Below are 12,810 nucleotides of genomic sequence, written 5' to 3'. Positions count from 1 at the left end.
CATGCTCGCCAAACGAATCATTCCCTGCCTTGACGTCACCGGCGGCCGCGTCGTGAAGGGCGTTAACTTCACCCAGCTGCGTGATGCCGGCGACCCGGTGGAAATCGCCGCTCGCTACAACGAGCAGGGCGCCGATGAGCTCACCTTCCTCGACATCACTGCCACCAGCGACGGTCGCGACCTGATCCTGCCCATCATCGAGGCGGTAGCTTCGCAAGTCTTCATCCCCCTCACGGTGGGTGGTGGTGTTCGCACGGTGGAGGACGTTCGCCGCCTGCTCAATTCCGGGGCCGACAAGACCAGCTTCAACTCGGCCGCCATTGCTAATCCGCAGGTGATCGCCGATGCGTCCGCCAAATACGGCTCGCAGTGCATCGTGGTGGCGATAGACGCCAAGCGCCGCAGCGAGGAAGACGCCAAAACCCGCGGCCCGGGCTGGGACGTCTACAGCCACGGCGGGCGCAAAAACACCGGCATGGACGCCGTGGCCTGGGCCGCCGAAATGGCGCGGCGCGGCGCCGGCGAGATTTTGCTGACCAGCATGGACCGCGACGGCACCAAGTCGGGTTTTGACCTGGCCCTGACCCGCGCGGTGAGCGACGCCGTCAGCGTGCCGGTGATCGCCTCGGGCGGCGTCGGCAATCTTGAGCACCTTGCCGACGGCATACAGACCGGCGGCGCCGATGCGGTGCTGGCCGCCAGCATCTTCCATTACGGCGAATACACGGTGCAGCAGGCCAAGCAGCATATGGCCGAACGAGGCATCCCAGTAAGGTTGTAACCCCCGTCGGACGCTCACTGCGTGTAGCGCCTTCCCCCCTGCTGGGGCGATATCTGCGGTCCGGCAAAGCCGGTCCCGCGATATCCTTGCTGTAGTGTGTCCTTCCAAATCCGTGACAATTGCCTCATGACCCAAAATTGGTTAGACGAGATTAGCTGGGACGACAAGGGCCTGATCCCCGTCATTGCGCAGGAAGCCTCCAGCGGCGATGTGCTCATGTTCGCCTGGATGAACCGCGAGGCGCTGCAAAAAACCGCCGAGCTGGGCCAGGCGGTTTACTACAGCCGCTCGCGCGGCCGCCTCTGGCACAAGGGCGAGGAATCCGGAAACCAGCAAACGGTGCATGAAATCCGCCTGGATTGCGACAACGATGTGATCCTGCTCAAGGTGACGCAGCTGGGCCACACGCCGGGCATCGCCTGCCACACGGGCCGCCACAGCTGCTTTTTCAGTGTGTATAAAGACGGCCAGTGGGTAGTGACCGAGCCGGTCCTGAAAGACCCGACAAGCATGTACAAACAGACTCCCGGCAAACATGACCACGAATGACTCCCTCCAGCGCCTGGCGCAAATCATCGAAAGCCGCAAGGCGGCCAATGGCGGCGACCCGGACACAAGTTATGTGGCGCGCCTGCTGCACAAGGGCCCGGACGCCTTCCTGAAAAAAATCGGCGAGGAGGCCACCGAAACCGTGATGGCCGCCAAGGACATTGATTGCGCGCTGGCCCAGGGCGGCGCGACGGCCGGGCTCAAGGGCAAGCTGGTCGGCGAGGTCGCCGACCTGTGGTTCCACAGCCTGATCGCACTGGCGCATTACGGCCTGAGCCCGGCCGACGTGATTGCCGAGCTGGAGCGCCGCGAAGGCACCAGCGGCATCGAGGAAAAAGCGCTGCGCAAGGCCCAGCACCGCGACGCAGCCGAAAAACCGTGAGCGCGCCGGCCATCGATTTCATTTTGACTTGACTGTGACAGGAAGCTGACCCCCCATGGAAACCGATCTGGCCGAATTCGAGGGCAAAAACCCCAACGACCGTCTTGTGATGCACGTGCTGTACGCACTGCACACGCTGGCCTGGTTCAGCGGCGGCGTGTTCGCGGTGATTGCCGTGATCGTCAACTACATACGCCGTGCCGACGAATCCGACGCGCTTTACATCGACCACCACAACTACATGATCCGCACCTTCTGGTGGACGCTGGGCTGGCTGGTGCTGCTGTCGCCGCTGTGGCTGCTGTTTGTGCTCCCGGGCTTTGTCGCCTACGGTATCGTGTGGCTCTGGTATTTGTATCGCTGCGTGCGCGGCTGGATGCGTTTTAACAGCCACCGCCCGACCTAAGCTCCCTCAAACCGACCCAGCCATGAGCCATTCCGACAACTGCATTTTCTGCAAGATCGCCGCGGGCGCCATTCCGAGCCGCAAGGTGTATGAGGACGACGAATTGTTCGCCTTCCACGACATCAATCCCTGGGCGCCGGTGCATTTTTTGATCATCCCCAAGGCGCACATCCCGTCCATGGCACAGGTGGGCCCCGAGCACGCCGCGCTGATGGGCCGCATGATGGTGCTGGCGCCCAAGCTGGCGATGGAGCAGGGCTGCAACCCCTACCCGGCGGGCGGTTACCGCATCGTGACCAACACCGGCGCCGAAGGCGGGCAGGAAGTGCATCACCTGCACTTTCACGTGATCGGCGGGCCGCGGCCCTGGTTGAAGGGTTAGCAAGGCGCCGGGAACCCCGGGCTGCGCTGGCACACTAACCCGGTAGGCCAATGTGTGTAATCGGCGCCCCGGCGGGTACTGGCCTTTAGAATCAAGGCAATTGCGTGCAAGCCGACCCAAAACCGGCAATAGTGCATTTACAGCGGTATTTACAGATTAGGAGCAAATCATGGGTTCATTTTCCATTTGGCACTGGCTGATCGTGCTGTTGATCGTGGTCATGGTGTTCGGCACCAAAAAGCTCAAGAACATGGGCAGCGACCTCGGCAGCGCGGTCAAAGGCTTCAAGGACGGCATGAAGGACGGCGGACAGCCTCCCGCCGACACGCCTGTGCCGCCTGCCAGCGTCACGAACGCACAAGCTTCGGACAAAACGACGATCGACGTCGAAGCCCGCCAGAAGTCGTAATTCAGGCCTGACTCAGTGATTGACCTCGGCATTTCCAAAATGGCGCTGATAGGCGCCGTGGCGCTGATCGTGATCGGCCCGGAAAAGCTGCCGCGCGTGGCGCGCACCGTGGGCACCTTGCTGGGCAAGGCGCAGCGCTATGTGGCCGACGTCAAAAATGAGGTCAACCGCTCCATGGAGTTGGACGAACTCAAGAAGATGAAGGAATCCGTCGAGGGCGCGGCCCGCGACGTCGAGAATTCCATCCAGACCAACGCCAGCGATTTTGAAAAATCCTGGGCCGAGGCCACCGGCGAGTCGTCCTCTGGCGCCTTGCCGGGCATGGAAATCTTCCCCGAATACAAGCACCCGAAAAAGAAGTGGCGCCTCAAGCAGGGCGCAACGCCCCAGTGGTACAAGGCCCGTACCGGCGTGCGCACCCGCGCGCAGTCGGGGGCCGCCCGTGTGGCACGCTTCCGTCCGCAGCCGGGCCGCCTGTCTTGAGCCTTGCTGCCGATCTCCTGTTTTTTGCGCATCTTCCGGCGCCACCCCTACAGCGCAAACTTCCTTCATGAGCGATCCCAACACCGACAAGCCCGACGAACTCGCGGGCACTGAGCAGCCTTTTGTGCAGCACCTCATGGAGCTGCGCGACCGGATGATCAAGGCGGTGATCGCCATTGGCATCGCGGCAGCCGTGCTGGCTTTTTATCCGGGCGCCAGTGCCCTGTATGACCTGATGGCCGCGCCGCTGGTGGCAACCCTGCCCCAGGGCTCCAAACTGATCGCCATCAGCGTGATCACCCCTTTTGTGGTGCCGATCAAGATACTGTTCATGGCGGCCTTCATGATCGCGCTGCCGGTGGTGCTTTACCAGGTCTGGGCTTTTGTCGCGCCGGGCCTGTATTCGCACGAGAAAAAACTCGTCATGCCGCTGGTGGTCTCCAGCACCGTGCTGTTTTTTGTCGGCGTGGCTTTCTGCTATTTCGTGGTGTTCGGCCAGGTGTTTCATTTCATCCAGAGCTTTGCGCCCAAGTCCATCATCGCCACGCCGGATATCGAGGAATACCTGAGTTTCGTGCTTGGCATGTTCCTGGCCTTCGGGCTGGCCTTTGAGGTGCCGATCGCGGTGATCCTGCTGGTGCGCATGGGCGTGCTCAGCGTGGCCCAGCTGCGCGAATACCGCGGCTACTTCTGGGTGGCCGCGGCCGTCGGCACCGCATTGGTGACGCCGCCCGACGCGGGCTCCATGATCATGCTGCTGGGTGTTGTCGGCGGCCTCTATGAGGTGGGCATCGTCGCCGCGCAGCTGTTCGTCAAGCACACCAAAAAGCCCGAAGACGACAGCGAGGCCGAAGCGGCCAAGCCCTGAGCCCCGGCTGCCCGGCTCCTAGCGCTGCTGTGCCTTGGGCCGCTGGCGCTTGCCGGGTGTGACGGCGATCTCGGTCTGCTTGTCCTTGCGCAGCACCGTCAGCGGTGCGGGGGTGCCGGGCTTGAGGGCCGCCACGGCGGTCAGCAACTGGCTCACATTGCGCACGCCCTTGCCGTCCACCGCGGTGATCACGTCGCCGGGCTGTATGCCGGCCTGCGCGGCCGGGCCGTTTTGCAGCACGCCGGTGATGATGACGCCGCCGTCCTTGGCCGCGGCGGGCTTGAGGCCGAAGGTTTCGGCCAGTTCGGGATTCAAGTCCTGCGGCTCCACGCCTATCCAGCCGCGCGTGACCTGGCCGTCCTTCACGATGCCTTCAAGCACCTGCTTGGCCGTGGACACCGGAATCGCGAAACCTATGCCCATGGAGCCGCCCGAGCGCGAATAGATCGCGGTGTTGATGCCCATCAGGTGGCCGTTCACGTCGACCAGGGCGCCGCCCGAGTTGCCGGGGTTGATGGCCGCGTCGGTCTGGATGAAGTTTTCAAAGGTGTTGATGCCCAGCTGGTTGCGTCCCAGCGCGCTGACGATGCCGCCGGTGACGGTCTGGCCCACGCCGAAAGGGTTGCCGATGGCCATCACCGGGTCGCCCACCTGCAGCGCGTCGGAATTGCCCAGCACGATGACGGGCAGCTTGTCCAGGTCGATCTTGAGAATGGCCAGGTCGGTGTCGGGGTCCGTGCCTATGACCTGGGCCTTGGCCTTGCGCGTGTCGTTGAGGATGACCTCGATGTCGTCGGCGCCCTCGACCACATGGTTGTTGGTCAGGATGTAGCCGCTGGCGCTGATGATGACGCCGCTGCCCAGCCCGCCCTGCGGTTCGTTGGGGCTCTGGTCGCCGAAGAAAAACTTGAACCACGGGTCCTCGGCGTGCGGGTTCCTGGCGGCGGCCTTGCTGGTGTTGATGCTGACGACGGCCGCGGAAGCCAGCTTGGCGGCCGAGGCAAAACCGCCGGCGGCGCCCGGGCTGCGCGGCGCGCTACCGGCGGGCGCCTCGATCACGGAGACGCCGGGCGTGTTGCCGCGGTCCAGCCATTGGGGCTTGAGCGTGGCCACGACGAAGTAAGCCGCCAGCAGGACGGTGACGGCTTGGGAAAACAGGAGCCAGGTACGCTTCATGAATGAGGGGTGTCAGCAAAAAATGTCAAAAACCGCGCGGGAGCTTGCGCCGCAAGCCCCTATTGTCCCTCAGCTCCCCCGGGTGCCCAAGGCAAGGGCTTTTACCCCGGGTGCCCGCCTGAGACAATCCCCCCATGAGCACCACACGACAGGACTTGCTGCAGGCCTTTGACGCGCTTTTGCAGCCCGCGCGCTTCAAGGACTACGGCCCCAACGGCCTGCAGGTCGAGGGCCGGCCCGAGGTTCGCAAAATCGTCTCCGGCGTCACCGCCAGCCTGGCCCTGATTGAGGCGGCGGTTGCTGCCCGGGCCGACGCCATTTTTGTGCACCACGGCCTGTTCTGGCGCGGCCAGGACGGCCGCGTCACGGGCTGGATGAAGCAGCGCCTGGCGCTGCTGCTGGCGCAGGACATCAACCTCTTTGCCTACCACCTGCCGCTGGACGCGCATCCCAAGCTGGGCAACAACGCGCAGCTGGGCCTGCAGCTGGGCCTGGTTGCCGGCGCGCGTTTTGGCGAGCAGGACCTGGGCTTTATCGGCGGGCGCGGCGACGGCGGCGGTTTCGCCGACGCCGGCGTGCTGGCGGCCCATGTGCAGCAGGTGCTGAAGCGGCCCGTGGTCCAGGCCGGTCCGTCGCAAAAGCCCATCCGGAACATCGCCTGGTGCACGGGCGGTGCGCAGGGCTACTTCGAGTCGGCGATCGCCGCCGGCGCCGATGCCTTCATCACGGGTGAGATTTCCGAGCCGCAAGCCCATTACGCGCGCGAGATGGGTGTGGCCTTTATCGCCTGCGGCCACCATGCTTCCGAGCGCTACGGCGCGCCGGCGGTGGCGGGGCAGATCGCGGCCCAGCTGGGCCTGGCCCACGAATTCATCGACATCGACAACCCGGCCTGAGGCGAGCTGACCCTGGTGGGCCGCACCGGTTCAGGCCGGCTTGTGGCGCGGCCGGCCCGTGCGGGGCGTTTTGCCGGCGCTTTTCGGGGTTTTCGGATTTTTGGGCCGCGAAGGTGCTTCCGGCACGGCATCGCGCAGCGCGCGCCAGCTGGACCCCAGGTCCGCATGCTCGACCGGCACGGCGGTGTGGCTTTCCGGGTCCAGCATCGCCGCGCGGGAGCGCATCGCGCGCGCGGCTTGCGCCACCGACTGCGCCTCATGCAGCAGCTGGTCCACGTCCTTGCCCGCGGCCGACAGGTGGACGATGCCGACGGCGATGTCAGGCGTGACCCGTATGCGCCGTCCGTCCAGTGAGCGCAAATCCAGCGGCCGGCGCAGGCTGGAGGCCACACGCAGGCCCAGTGTGCGTATCCAGCGCGGCGAATGCATGGTTTCCAGCAGCACCATAAAACAGCGGTCGTAATAGCGGCCGGCCGGGTTGACGGCGCCGGTGTGGCGCTGCATGCGGCGCGCCAGCTGGATGTAGAGGTCGTTGAGGCCGGCCTGGCCGATCAGCGGCAAAAGGCGTTCGGGTTCGAACAGCAGCACGGCCATCAGCGCGCCGTCGCGCCGGGTGCGCTGGCGGCGCTGCTGCGCCCCTATGATTTTCCGCACCATGGCCACGCCGTCGTAGAGCTGGGTGATGGGGTCGCGGCGCGAGACCTCGCCCTGCCGCATCTGCCGGATGTGGTGGTTGCGCAGCCACAGCATCGCGGCGGTGATGACCACACTGAGCAGCGCCGCCAGCGCCACGCCGGCCTGCAGCAGCAGCGGCGGCCGGCTGGTGTTCAGCGCCAGCCCGTAGAGGCCGATCTGCGCCGGCAGGGTCAGCAGGCAGCCCAGGGCCAGGCCCCAGGCCATCCTGTCGCCCAGCTGCGTGGCGCGCACCGAAAGCCACAGCACCACCGACAGGTTGGCGATGGCCAGCGCCCCGGAAACCGGCAGGCGCCATTCAGGGGCGAGCAGCAGGCACAGCGGCACGCCCGCCAGGCACACCAGGGTCATCGCCAGCAGGCTGACTTGCATCAGGTGGTCGCGCTGGTGGGCCGACAACCATTTGCTGGCGCCGTAGCTGCCCATGGCCGCGCACAGCGGCCCGGCCAGAAACTGCGCCGTGGCCAGCTCGTCACTCGCGCCCGGCCAGACGGCGGCGGGCAGCCCGCTCAGCAGCAGCACCACCGCCCAGCACAGCGTCAAGTAGGCCAGTGTTTGCGAAGCGGCGCGCGTGCGGCTGTAAAAGGCGTCGGCCAGGGCCAGCAGGACCACCAATCCCAGCGCGCCGGCGGCCGCGCTCCACAGCATCATGTCCGCGTCGGGCATCAGGGGGTGGAGGATATTCATGGCTGGCTCAGCGCTGCGCAAGGGCCCGCCGGCCGCCACGCTGTGGTTTGCGCCAAAATACCCCAAGAATGCATCTGCCCGAACCCCTCGTGTTTTTTGCCCTGTCGCGGTCTCATGCCGAGCGCGGGCCTACCCATTTTTTCGCGATTATGGTCCCACCGTCCGCAAAATGCACTTTGCCGCTTGAATTTGCCCTGTTGCGGCGAGGGCTGCGTTGTGGCTAAGCCGCTGCTCATCACCATGGGCGATGCGGCCGGCATAGGTCCGGAAATCATCGCCAGGGCTTTTCGCGAAGCGCCCGCCGAGCTGGCCGGCTGCGCCGTGGTGGGGGATGTGGCCACCTTGCGCCGCGCCGCCGCGCTGGTGGCTTCCCCGCCGGCATTGCCGGTGGCGCAACTGGCCAGCCTGGCCGGGCTGCACGGCGTGCCCCCGCGGTGCATTCCGGTGCTGCAGCAATGCGCGCTGCCGGGCCTGGTGCCTTATGGACAGGTCAGCGGCGTTGCCGGCCAGGCCGCGGCCGATTGCATCGTCTGGGCGGCCCGCCACGTGCTGGCCGGCGAGGCCGCCGCGCTGGTGACCGCGCCCATCCACAAGGAGGCCCTGGCCGCCGCCGGCGGCTGGGCGGCCCAATTTCCGGGCCACACGGAAATGCTGCAGGCCGAAGCGGCCGCTTTTCTGGGCAAGCCCGCGGGCGAAGTGCCGGTGCGAATGATGCTGGCCAATGAGGAGCTACGCACCGTGCTGGTGAGCATTCACATGTCGCTCAGGCAGGCCATCGAGGCCGTGACTTTCGACAACGTGCTGCAAACCCTGCGCATCACGCACGCCGCCGTGGGCGCCGGCTTGGGACGCACGCCGCGCATCGCGGTGGCGGGGCTCAATCCCCATGCCGGCGAAGGCGGGCTGTTCGGCAGCGAAGAGCAGGCCATCATCGCGCCGGCCATTGCCGCGGGCCGTGCGGAAGGTCTGGATGTGAGCGGCCCCTTCGCGCCCGATACGGTGTTCATGCGGGCGCGCCAGGCCGCCGGCAAGCCCGGCGAGTTTGACGTTGTGGTCGCGATGTACCACGACCAGGGGCTGATCCCGGTCAAGTACCTGGGTGTGGAGCATGGCGTGAACGTCACGCTGGGCTTGCCGCTGGTGCGCACCAGCCCCGACCACGGGACGGCCTTCGACATCGCCGGCAGCGGGCGCGCCGACGCTTCAAGCCTGCTGGCCGCCGTGCGCATGGCGCGCCGGCTTGCGGCGCGGTGAAGGGCGCGAGAATTTAAGCGAAATCGGCCCTGGCTGCTATTAATTAAATAGCAATCGGCCATGCGTTTGCAAGCGGGGGCCGCGGTCTGGCTTTGCCAGCCGCCAGGCGCCGTCCCCTGCAGGGGAGAGGCCTGCTACACGAAGTGAGCGGGCAACAGGGGGGTGCTTATTTCTTGAGGCTGTCGCGGATCTCGCGCAGCAGCGCGATGTCCTCAGGCGGCGCGGCCGGGGCGGGCGCCGGCTGGTCGCGCTTGAGCCGGTTGATCTGCTTGACCATCAGGAAAATGATGAAAGCCAGGATGATGAAGTTGACCGCGACGGTGATGAAGTTGCCGTAGGCGAAGACCGGCACGCCCGCCTTCTTCAGCGCGTCCAGCGTGGTGGCCGTGCCCGGCGGCACTGTCCCCAACACTACAAAGAGGTTGGAAAAATCCAGCTTGCCGAAGAGGGCGCCGACCAGGGGAAGGATCAGGTCGCTGACGACCGAGTCCACGATCTTGCCGAAAGCCGCGCCAATGATCACGCCGACCGCCAGGTCGATCACATTGCCCTTGACGGCGAATTCCTTGAATTCCTGCATCATTCCCATGAAGTTTCTCCTCTTGTTTTGGACAAAACATTATCAAGGCTGGGCCTGCCGGCGCGGCCCGCGTGCGGGTCCGGCTTGAAACAAAGTATGTGCAATCCGGCTTGTGCTTAAAAAACAGGCAAGTCCCCGGCCTTGGGGATGGCCCGGGCCACCCGGATGCGGCCCCTCGCCTTGAAAAACGACGTTGCGCTCCGCTACAATCGCGGGTTGACCCCACTATGCCTATTTCAAGCCAGTTCTTGAAGGACTCTCATGACCCAAGCAAGCGAAGCAAGCGTGAATGGCGCGCCCCACGGCGCTCCCGTAGATAAAGATAAAAGAAACTGGCTGGTGACCACCTGCGCGGTGGGCGGCGCAGGCGCCATCGCCACCGCTGTTCCCTTTGTCAGCACCTTCCAACCCTCCGAAAAAGCGAAAGCCGCCGGCGCCGCCGTCGAAGTCGATATTTCCGACGTCAAGCCCGGCGAGAAAATCACGGTGGAATGGCGCGGCAAGCCGGTCTGGATCATCAAGCGCACGCCCGCGCAGCTCGCCGAGCTCCCCAAGGTCGATGCCCTGCTGGCCGACCCCAAGTCCGAGCGCAAGCCCGACGAACTGACCCCTGTTTACGCCCGCAACGAAAACCGCTCCATCAAGCCCGAAACGCTGGTGGTGGTCGGCATCTGCTCGCACCTGGGCTGCTCGCCTTCCGACAAGTTCCAGCCTGGCGCGCAGCCTTCGCTGCCCGACAACTGGGCCGGCGGTTTCCTGTGCCCCTGCCACGGCTCGACCTTCGACATGGCCGGCCGCGTTTACAAGAACAAGCCAGCACCCGACAACCTCGAAGTTCCGCCGCACATGTACCTGTCAGACACCCGGTTGCTGATTGGTGAAGACAAGAAGGCCTGAAGGCGCTTCAAACCCCGAGCTCCTTCACAAGACCCTGTAGCCAGCGCCAGATACAAGCCGTCCAGACGCACGTATCCGGCGCTTGCCAAAGAACCCCACCGAACCAGGATCAGTTATGGCTGAATTCAAAGAAATTTCCCCCGATGCCCCGATCGCCGCCAAGGCGATGAACTGGGTCGACAACCGGTTTCCCGCCAGCAAGCTCTACAAAGAGCACATGAGCGAGTACTACGCACCGAAGAACTTCAACTTCTGGTACATCTTCGGCTCGCTGGCCATGCTGGTGCTGGTCATCCAGATCGTGACCGGTATTTTCCTGACGATGAACTACAAGCCCGATGCCGCCCTGGCTTTCGGCTCCGTTGAGTACATCATGCGCGACGTGCCCTGGGGCTGGCTGATCCGCTACATGCACTCCACCGGCGCCTCGGCCTTCTTCGTCGTGGTCTACCTGCACATGTTCCGCGGCCTGCTCTATGGCAGCTACCGCAAGCCGCGCGAGCTGGTCTGGATTTTCGGCTGCGCGATTTTCCTGTGCCTGATGGCCGAGGCCTTCATGGGCTACCTGCTGCCATGGGGCCAGATGAGCTACTGGGGCGCCCAGGTGATCGTCAACCTGTTCGCGGCGATTCCCTTCATCGGCCCCGACCTGGCGCTGCTGATTCGCGGCGACTACGTGGTGGGCGACGCCACGCTGAACCGCTTCTTCGCCTTCCACGTGATCGCCGTGCCGCTGGTGCTGCTGGGCCTGGTGGCCGCGCACATCATCGCGCTGCATGAAGTCGGCTCCAACAACCCCGACGGCGTCGAGATCAAGGGCCCGAACGCGCCCAAGGATGCGCAAGGCCACCCGCTGGACGGCATTCCCTTCCACCCGTACTACACGGTGCATGACATTTTCGGCGTGAGCGTCTTCCTGATGATCTTCTCGGCGATCATCTTCTTCGCTCCCGAGTTCGGCGGCTACTTCCTCGAATACAACAACTTCATCCCGGCCGATCCGCTGAAGACGCCGGCGCACATCGCCCCGGTCTGGTACTTCACGCCTTACTACTCGATGCTGCGCGCCATTACCAGCGAGATGATCTATGCGCTGATCGCCTGCGTGGTCGGTGCCGCGGCCTTCAGCGTCTGGAAGTTCCGCATGCCGGTGCTGCTGAAGGCCGCCGTCGTCGGCGCCGCCGTCGTGGGCTCGGCTCTGCTGCTGTCCATCGACGCCAAGTTCTGGGGTGTGGTCGTGATGGGCGGCGCCGTGATCATCCTGTTCTTCCTGCCCTGGCTGGACCTCAGCCCGGTCAAGTCGATCCGCTACCGCCCCGATTGGCACAAATACCTCTATGGCATTTTTGTCATCAACTTCCTGGTGCTGGGCTACCTTGGCGTACAGCCGCCGTCGCCCATCGGTGAGCGCGTCTCCCAGGTCGGCACGCTGTTTTACTTTGGCTTCTTCATCCTGATGCCGTGGTGGAGCCGCGTGGGCACCCCCAAAACACCGCCTGACCGCCCTGTTTTCCACGGTCACTGAGAGTTGGAGATAAAAACGATGAAAAAAATTATTTTTGCCCTGATTACCGCCTTTGGCCTCGCGGCCGGCGCACAGGCCTCCGAAGGCGGCATTGCCTGGGACAAAGCTCCCGACCGGACCAACGACCTGGGCTCCCTGCAAAACGGCGCCAAGCTGTTCGTCAACTATTGCCTGAACTGCCATTCCGCTTCCTTCATGCGCTTCAACCGCCTGAAAGACATCGGCCTGACTGAAAAGGAAATCAAGGACAACCTGCTGTTCACCACTGAAAAAGTGGGCGACACCATGAAAGCCGCGATCGACCCCAAACAGGCCAAGGAATGGTTCGGCGGCAATCCCCCCGACCTCACCGTGATCGCGCGTTCGCGCTCCGGCCACGGCGGCACCGGTGCCGACTACCTCTACACCTACCTGCGCACCTACTACCGCGACGAAACCAAGGCAACGGGCTGGAACAACCTGGCTTTCCCCAGCGTTGCCATGCCGCACGTGCTCTGGGAACTGCAGGGCACGCGCACGCCGGTGTACGAGGAAAAGGAAGAGCACGGCCACAAGGTCGCGGTCTTCAAGGGCTGGCAGCAGCTCACGCCCGGCGCCATGACGCCGCTGCAGTACGACCAGGCCATCGGTGACCTCGTGGGTTACCTGCAGTGGATGGGCGAGCCGGCCCAGAACACCCGCATCCGTGTCGGCGTCTGGGTGCTGATTTTCCTTCTCGGCTTGACTTTCGTCGCCTGGCGCCTGAATGCGGCGTTCTGGAAAGACGTCAAGTAATTTTTTCGCCGGGGCCTTGTTCCCGGCACCTTCTGGAGTGGATGCTTTTTATATGTATCCACTCCTTT

Annotated in this window: 16 protein-coding genes; 13 read left to right on the top strand and 3 right to left on the bottom strand. The window is 64.6% G+C overall.

Going from position 1 to position 12,810, the window contains the following annotated elements; translation table 11 throughout:
- The first annotated feature begins 1 nt into the window (after position 1).
- The 8 genes from hisF to tatC all read left to right on the top strand — a co-directional run bounded on the left by hisF (position 2) and on the right by tatC (position 4,260).
- Entirely contained in the window at positions 2 to 781 is a 780-nt protein-coding gene (gene hisF, locus ACEN9P_RS06120) for an imidazole glycerol phosphate synthase subunit HisF (RefSeq protein ID WP_495621401.1), read from the top strand.
- Between the two features lie 126 nt (positions 782 to 907).
- Positions 908 to 1,330, top strand: a complete 423-nt coding sequence (hisI, locus tag ACEN9P_RS06115; RefSeq protein WP_495621400.1) for a phosphoribosyl-AMP cyclohydrolase — start codon at positions 908 to 910, stop codon at positions 1,328 to 1,330.
- The gene (locus ACEN9P_RS06110) at positions 1,317 to 1,712 is read left to right on the top strand and encodes a phosphoribosyl-ATP diphosphatase (RefSeq protein WP_477661067.1); all 396 of its coding nucleotides are present in this window, start codon (positions 1,317 to 1,319) and stop codon (positions 1,710 to 1,712) included. The genes hisI and ACEN9P_RS06110 overlap by 14 nt, the downstream gene beginning before the upstream one ends.
- A gap of 55 nt (positions 1,713 to 1,767) precedes the next feature.
- Positions 1,768 to 2,118, top strand: a complete 351-nt coding sequence (locus tag ACEN9P_RS06105; RefSeq protein WP_477661068.1) for a DUF4870 family protein — start codon at positions 1,768 to 1,770, stop codon at positions 2,116 to 2,118.
- 22 nt (positions 2,119 to 2,140) lie between these two features.
- Positions 2,141 to 2,500, top strand: coding sequence for a histidine triad nucleotide-binding protein (locus ACEN9P_RS06100; RefSeq protein WP_413327479.1), 360 nt, complete (start codon positions 2,141 to 2,143; stop codon positions 2,498 to 2,500).
- 169 nt (positions 2,501 to 2,669) lie between these two features.
- Positions 2,670 to 2,909: a Sec-independent protein translocase subunit TatA gene (tatA, locus tag ACEN9P_RS06095; RefSeq protein ID WP_074577924.1), complete on the top strand. Its 240-nt coding sequence runs from the start codon at positions 2,670 to 2,672 to the stop codon at positions 2,907 to 2,909.
- Positions 2,910 to 2,924: 15 nt separating this feature from the next.
- Positions 2,925 to 3,392, top strand: coding sequence for a Sec-independent protein translocase protein TatB (gene tatB / locus ACEN9P_RS06090; RefSeq protein WP_477661069.1), 468 nt, complete (start codon positions 2,925 to 2,927; stop codon positions 3,390 to 3,392).
- 67 nt (positions 3,393 to 3,459) lie between these two features.
- Positions 3,460 to 4,260: a twin-arginine translocase subunit TatC gene (gene tatC, locus ACEN9P_RS06085; RefSeq protein WP_477661070.1), complete on the top strand. Its 801-nt coding sequence runs from the start codon at positions 3,460 to 3,462 to the stop codon at positions 4,258 to 4,260.
- Positions 4,261 to 4,278: 18 nt separating this feature from the next.
- On the opposite strand, the gene ACEN9P_RS06080 is transcribed toward tatC, so the two are convergent.
- Positions 4,279 to 5,436 carry a S1C family serine protease gene (locus ACEN9P_RS06080; RefSeq protein ID WP_074577927.1) on the bottom strand — a complete coding sequence of 386 codons (1,158 nt, stop codon included), beginning with the start codon at positions 5,434 to 5,436 and terminating at the stop codon, positions 4,279 to 4,281.
- A 134-nt stretch (positions 5,437 to 5,570) separates the two neighbouring features.
- On the opposite strand from ACEN9P_RS06080, the gene ACEN9P_RS06075 reads away from it, so the two are divergent.
- Positions 5,571 to 6,332, top strand: coding sequence for a Nif3-like dinuclear metal center hexameric protein (locus ACEN9P_RS06075; RefSeq protein WP_495621399.1), 762 nt, complete (start codon positions 5,571 to 5,573; stop codon positions 6,330 to 6,332).
- A gap of 30 nt (positions 6,333 to 6,362) precedes the next feature.
- On the opposite strand, the gene ACEN9P_RS06070 is transcribed toward ACEN9P_RS06075, so the two are convergent.
- The gene (locus ACEN9P_RS06070) at positions 6,363 to 7,712 is read right to left on the bottom strand and encodes a hypothetical protein (protein WP_495621398.1); all 1,350 of its coding nucleotides are present in this window, start codon (positions 7,710 to 7,712) and stop codon (positions 6,363 to 6,365) included.
- Positions 7,713 to 7,928: 216 nt separating this feature from the next.
- On the opposite strand from ACEN9P_RS06070, the gene pdxA reads away from it, so the two are divergent.
- Positions 7,929 to 8,966 carry a 4-hydroxythreonine-4-phosphate dehydrogenase PdxA gene (gene pdxA, locus ACEN9P_RS06065; protein ID WP_477661074.1) on the top strand — a complete coding sequence of 346 codons (1,038 nt, stop codon included), beginning with the start codon at positions 7,929 to 7,931 and terminating at the stop codon, positions 8,964 to 8,966.
- A gap of 166 nt (positions 8,967 to 9,132) precedes the next feature.
- Here the strand turns inward: pdxA and mscL are convergent, their stop codons facing one another.
- A complete protein-coding gene (mscL, locus tag ACEN9P_RS06060; protein WP_007868086.1) occupies positions 9,133 to 9,555 on the bottom strand; it encodes a large conductance mechanosensitive channel protein MscL in 423 nt (140 codons plus the stop codon).
- 252 nt (positions 9,556 to 9,807) lie between these two features.
- Here mscL and petA point away from each other — a divergent pair, with 252 nt between their 5' ends.
- The 3 genes from petA (at position 9,808) to ACEN9P_RS06045 (ending at position 12,742) form a co-directional block, all read left to right on the top strand.
- Positions 9,808 to 10,443, top strand: coding sequence for a ubiquinol-cytochrome c reductase iron-sulfur subunit (gene petA, locus ACEN9P_RS06055; protein WP_477661075.1), 636 nt, complete (start codon positions 9,808 to 9,810; stop codon positions 10,441 to 10,443).
- Positions 10,444 to 10,558: 115 nt separating this feature from the next.
- A complete protein-coding gene (locus ACEN9P_RS06050) occupies positions 10,559 to 11,968 on the top strand; it encodes a cytochrome b (RefSeq protein WP_495621397.1) in 1,410 nt (469 codons plus the stop codon).
- Between the two features lie 18 nt (positions 11,969 to 11,986).
- Positions 11,987 to 12,742 (top strand): cytochrome c1, encoded by a 756-nt coding sequence (locus ACEN9P_RS06045; protein ID WP_477661077.1) that lies wholly within the window; start codon positions 11,987 to 11,989, stop codon positions 12,740 to 12,742.
- Positions 12,743 to 12,810: the final 68 nt, after the last annotated feature.

Source organism: Polaromonas sp. Polasp52 (assembly GCF_059491565.1).
This window is presented reverse-complemented; position numbering and strand designations above follow the sequence as displayed.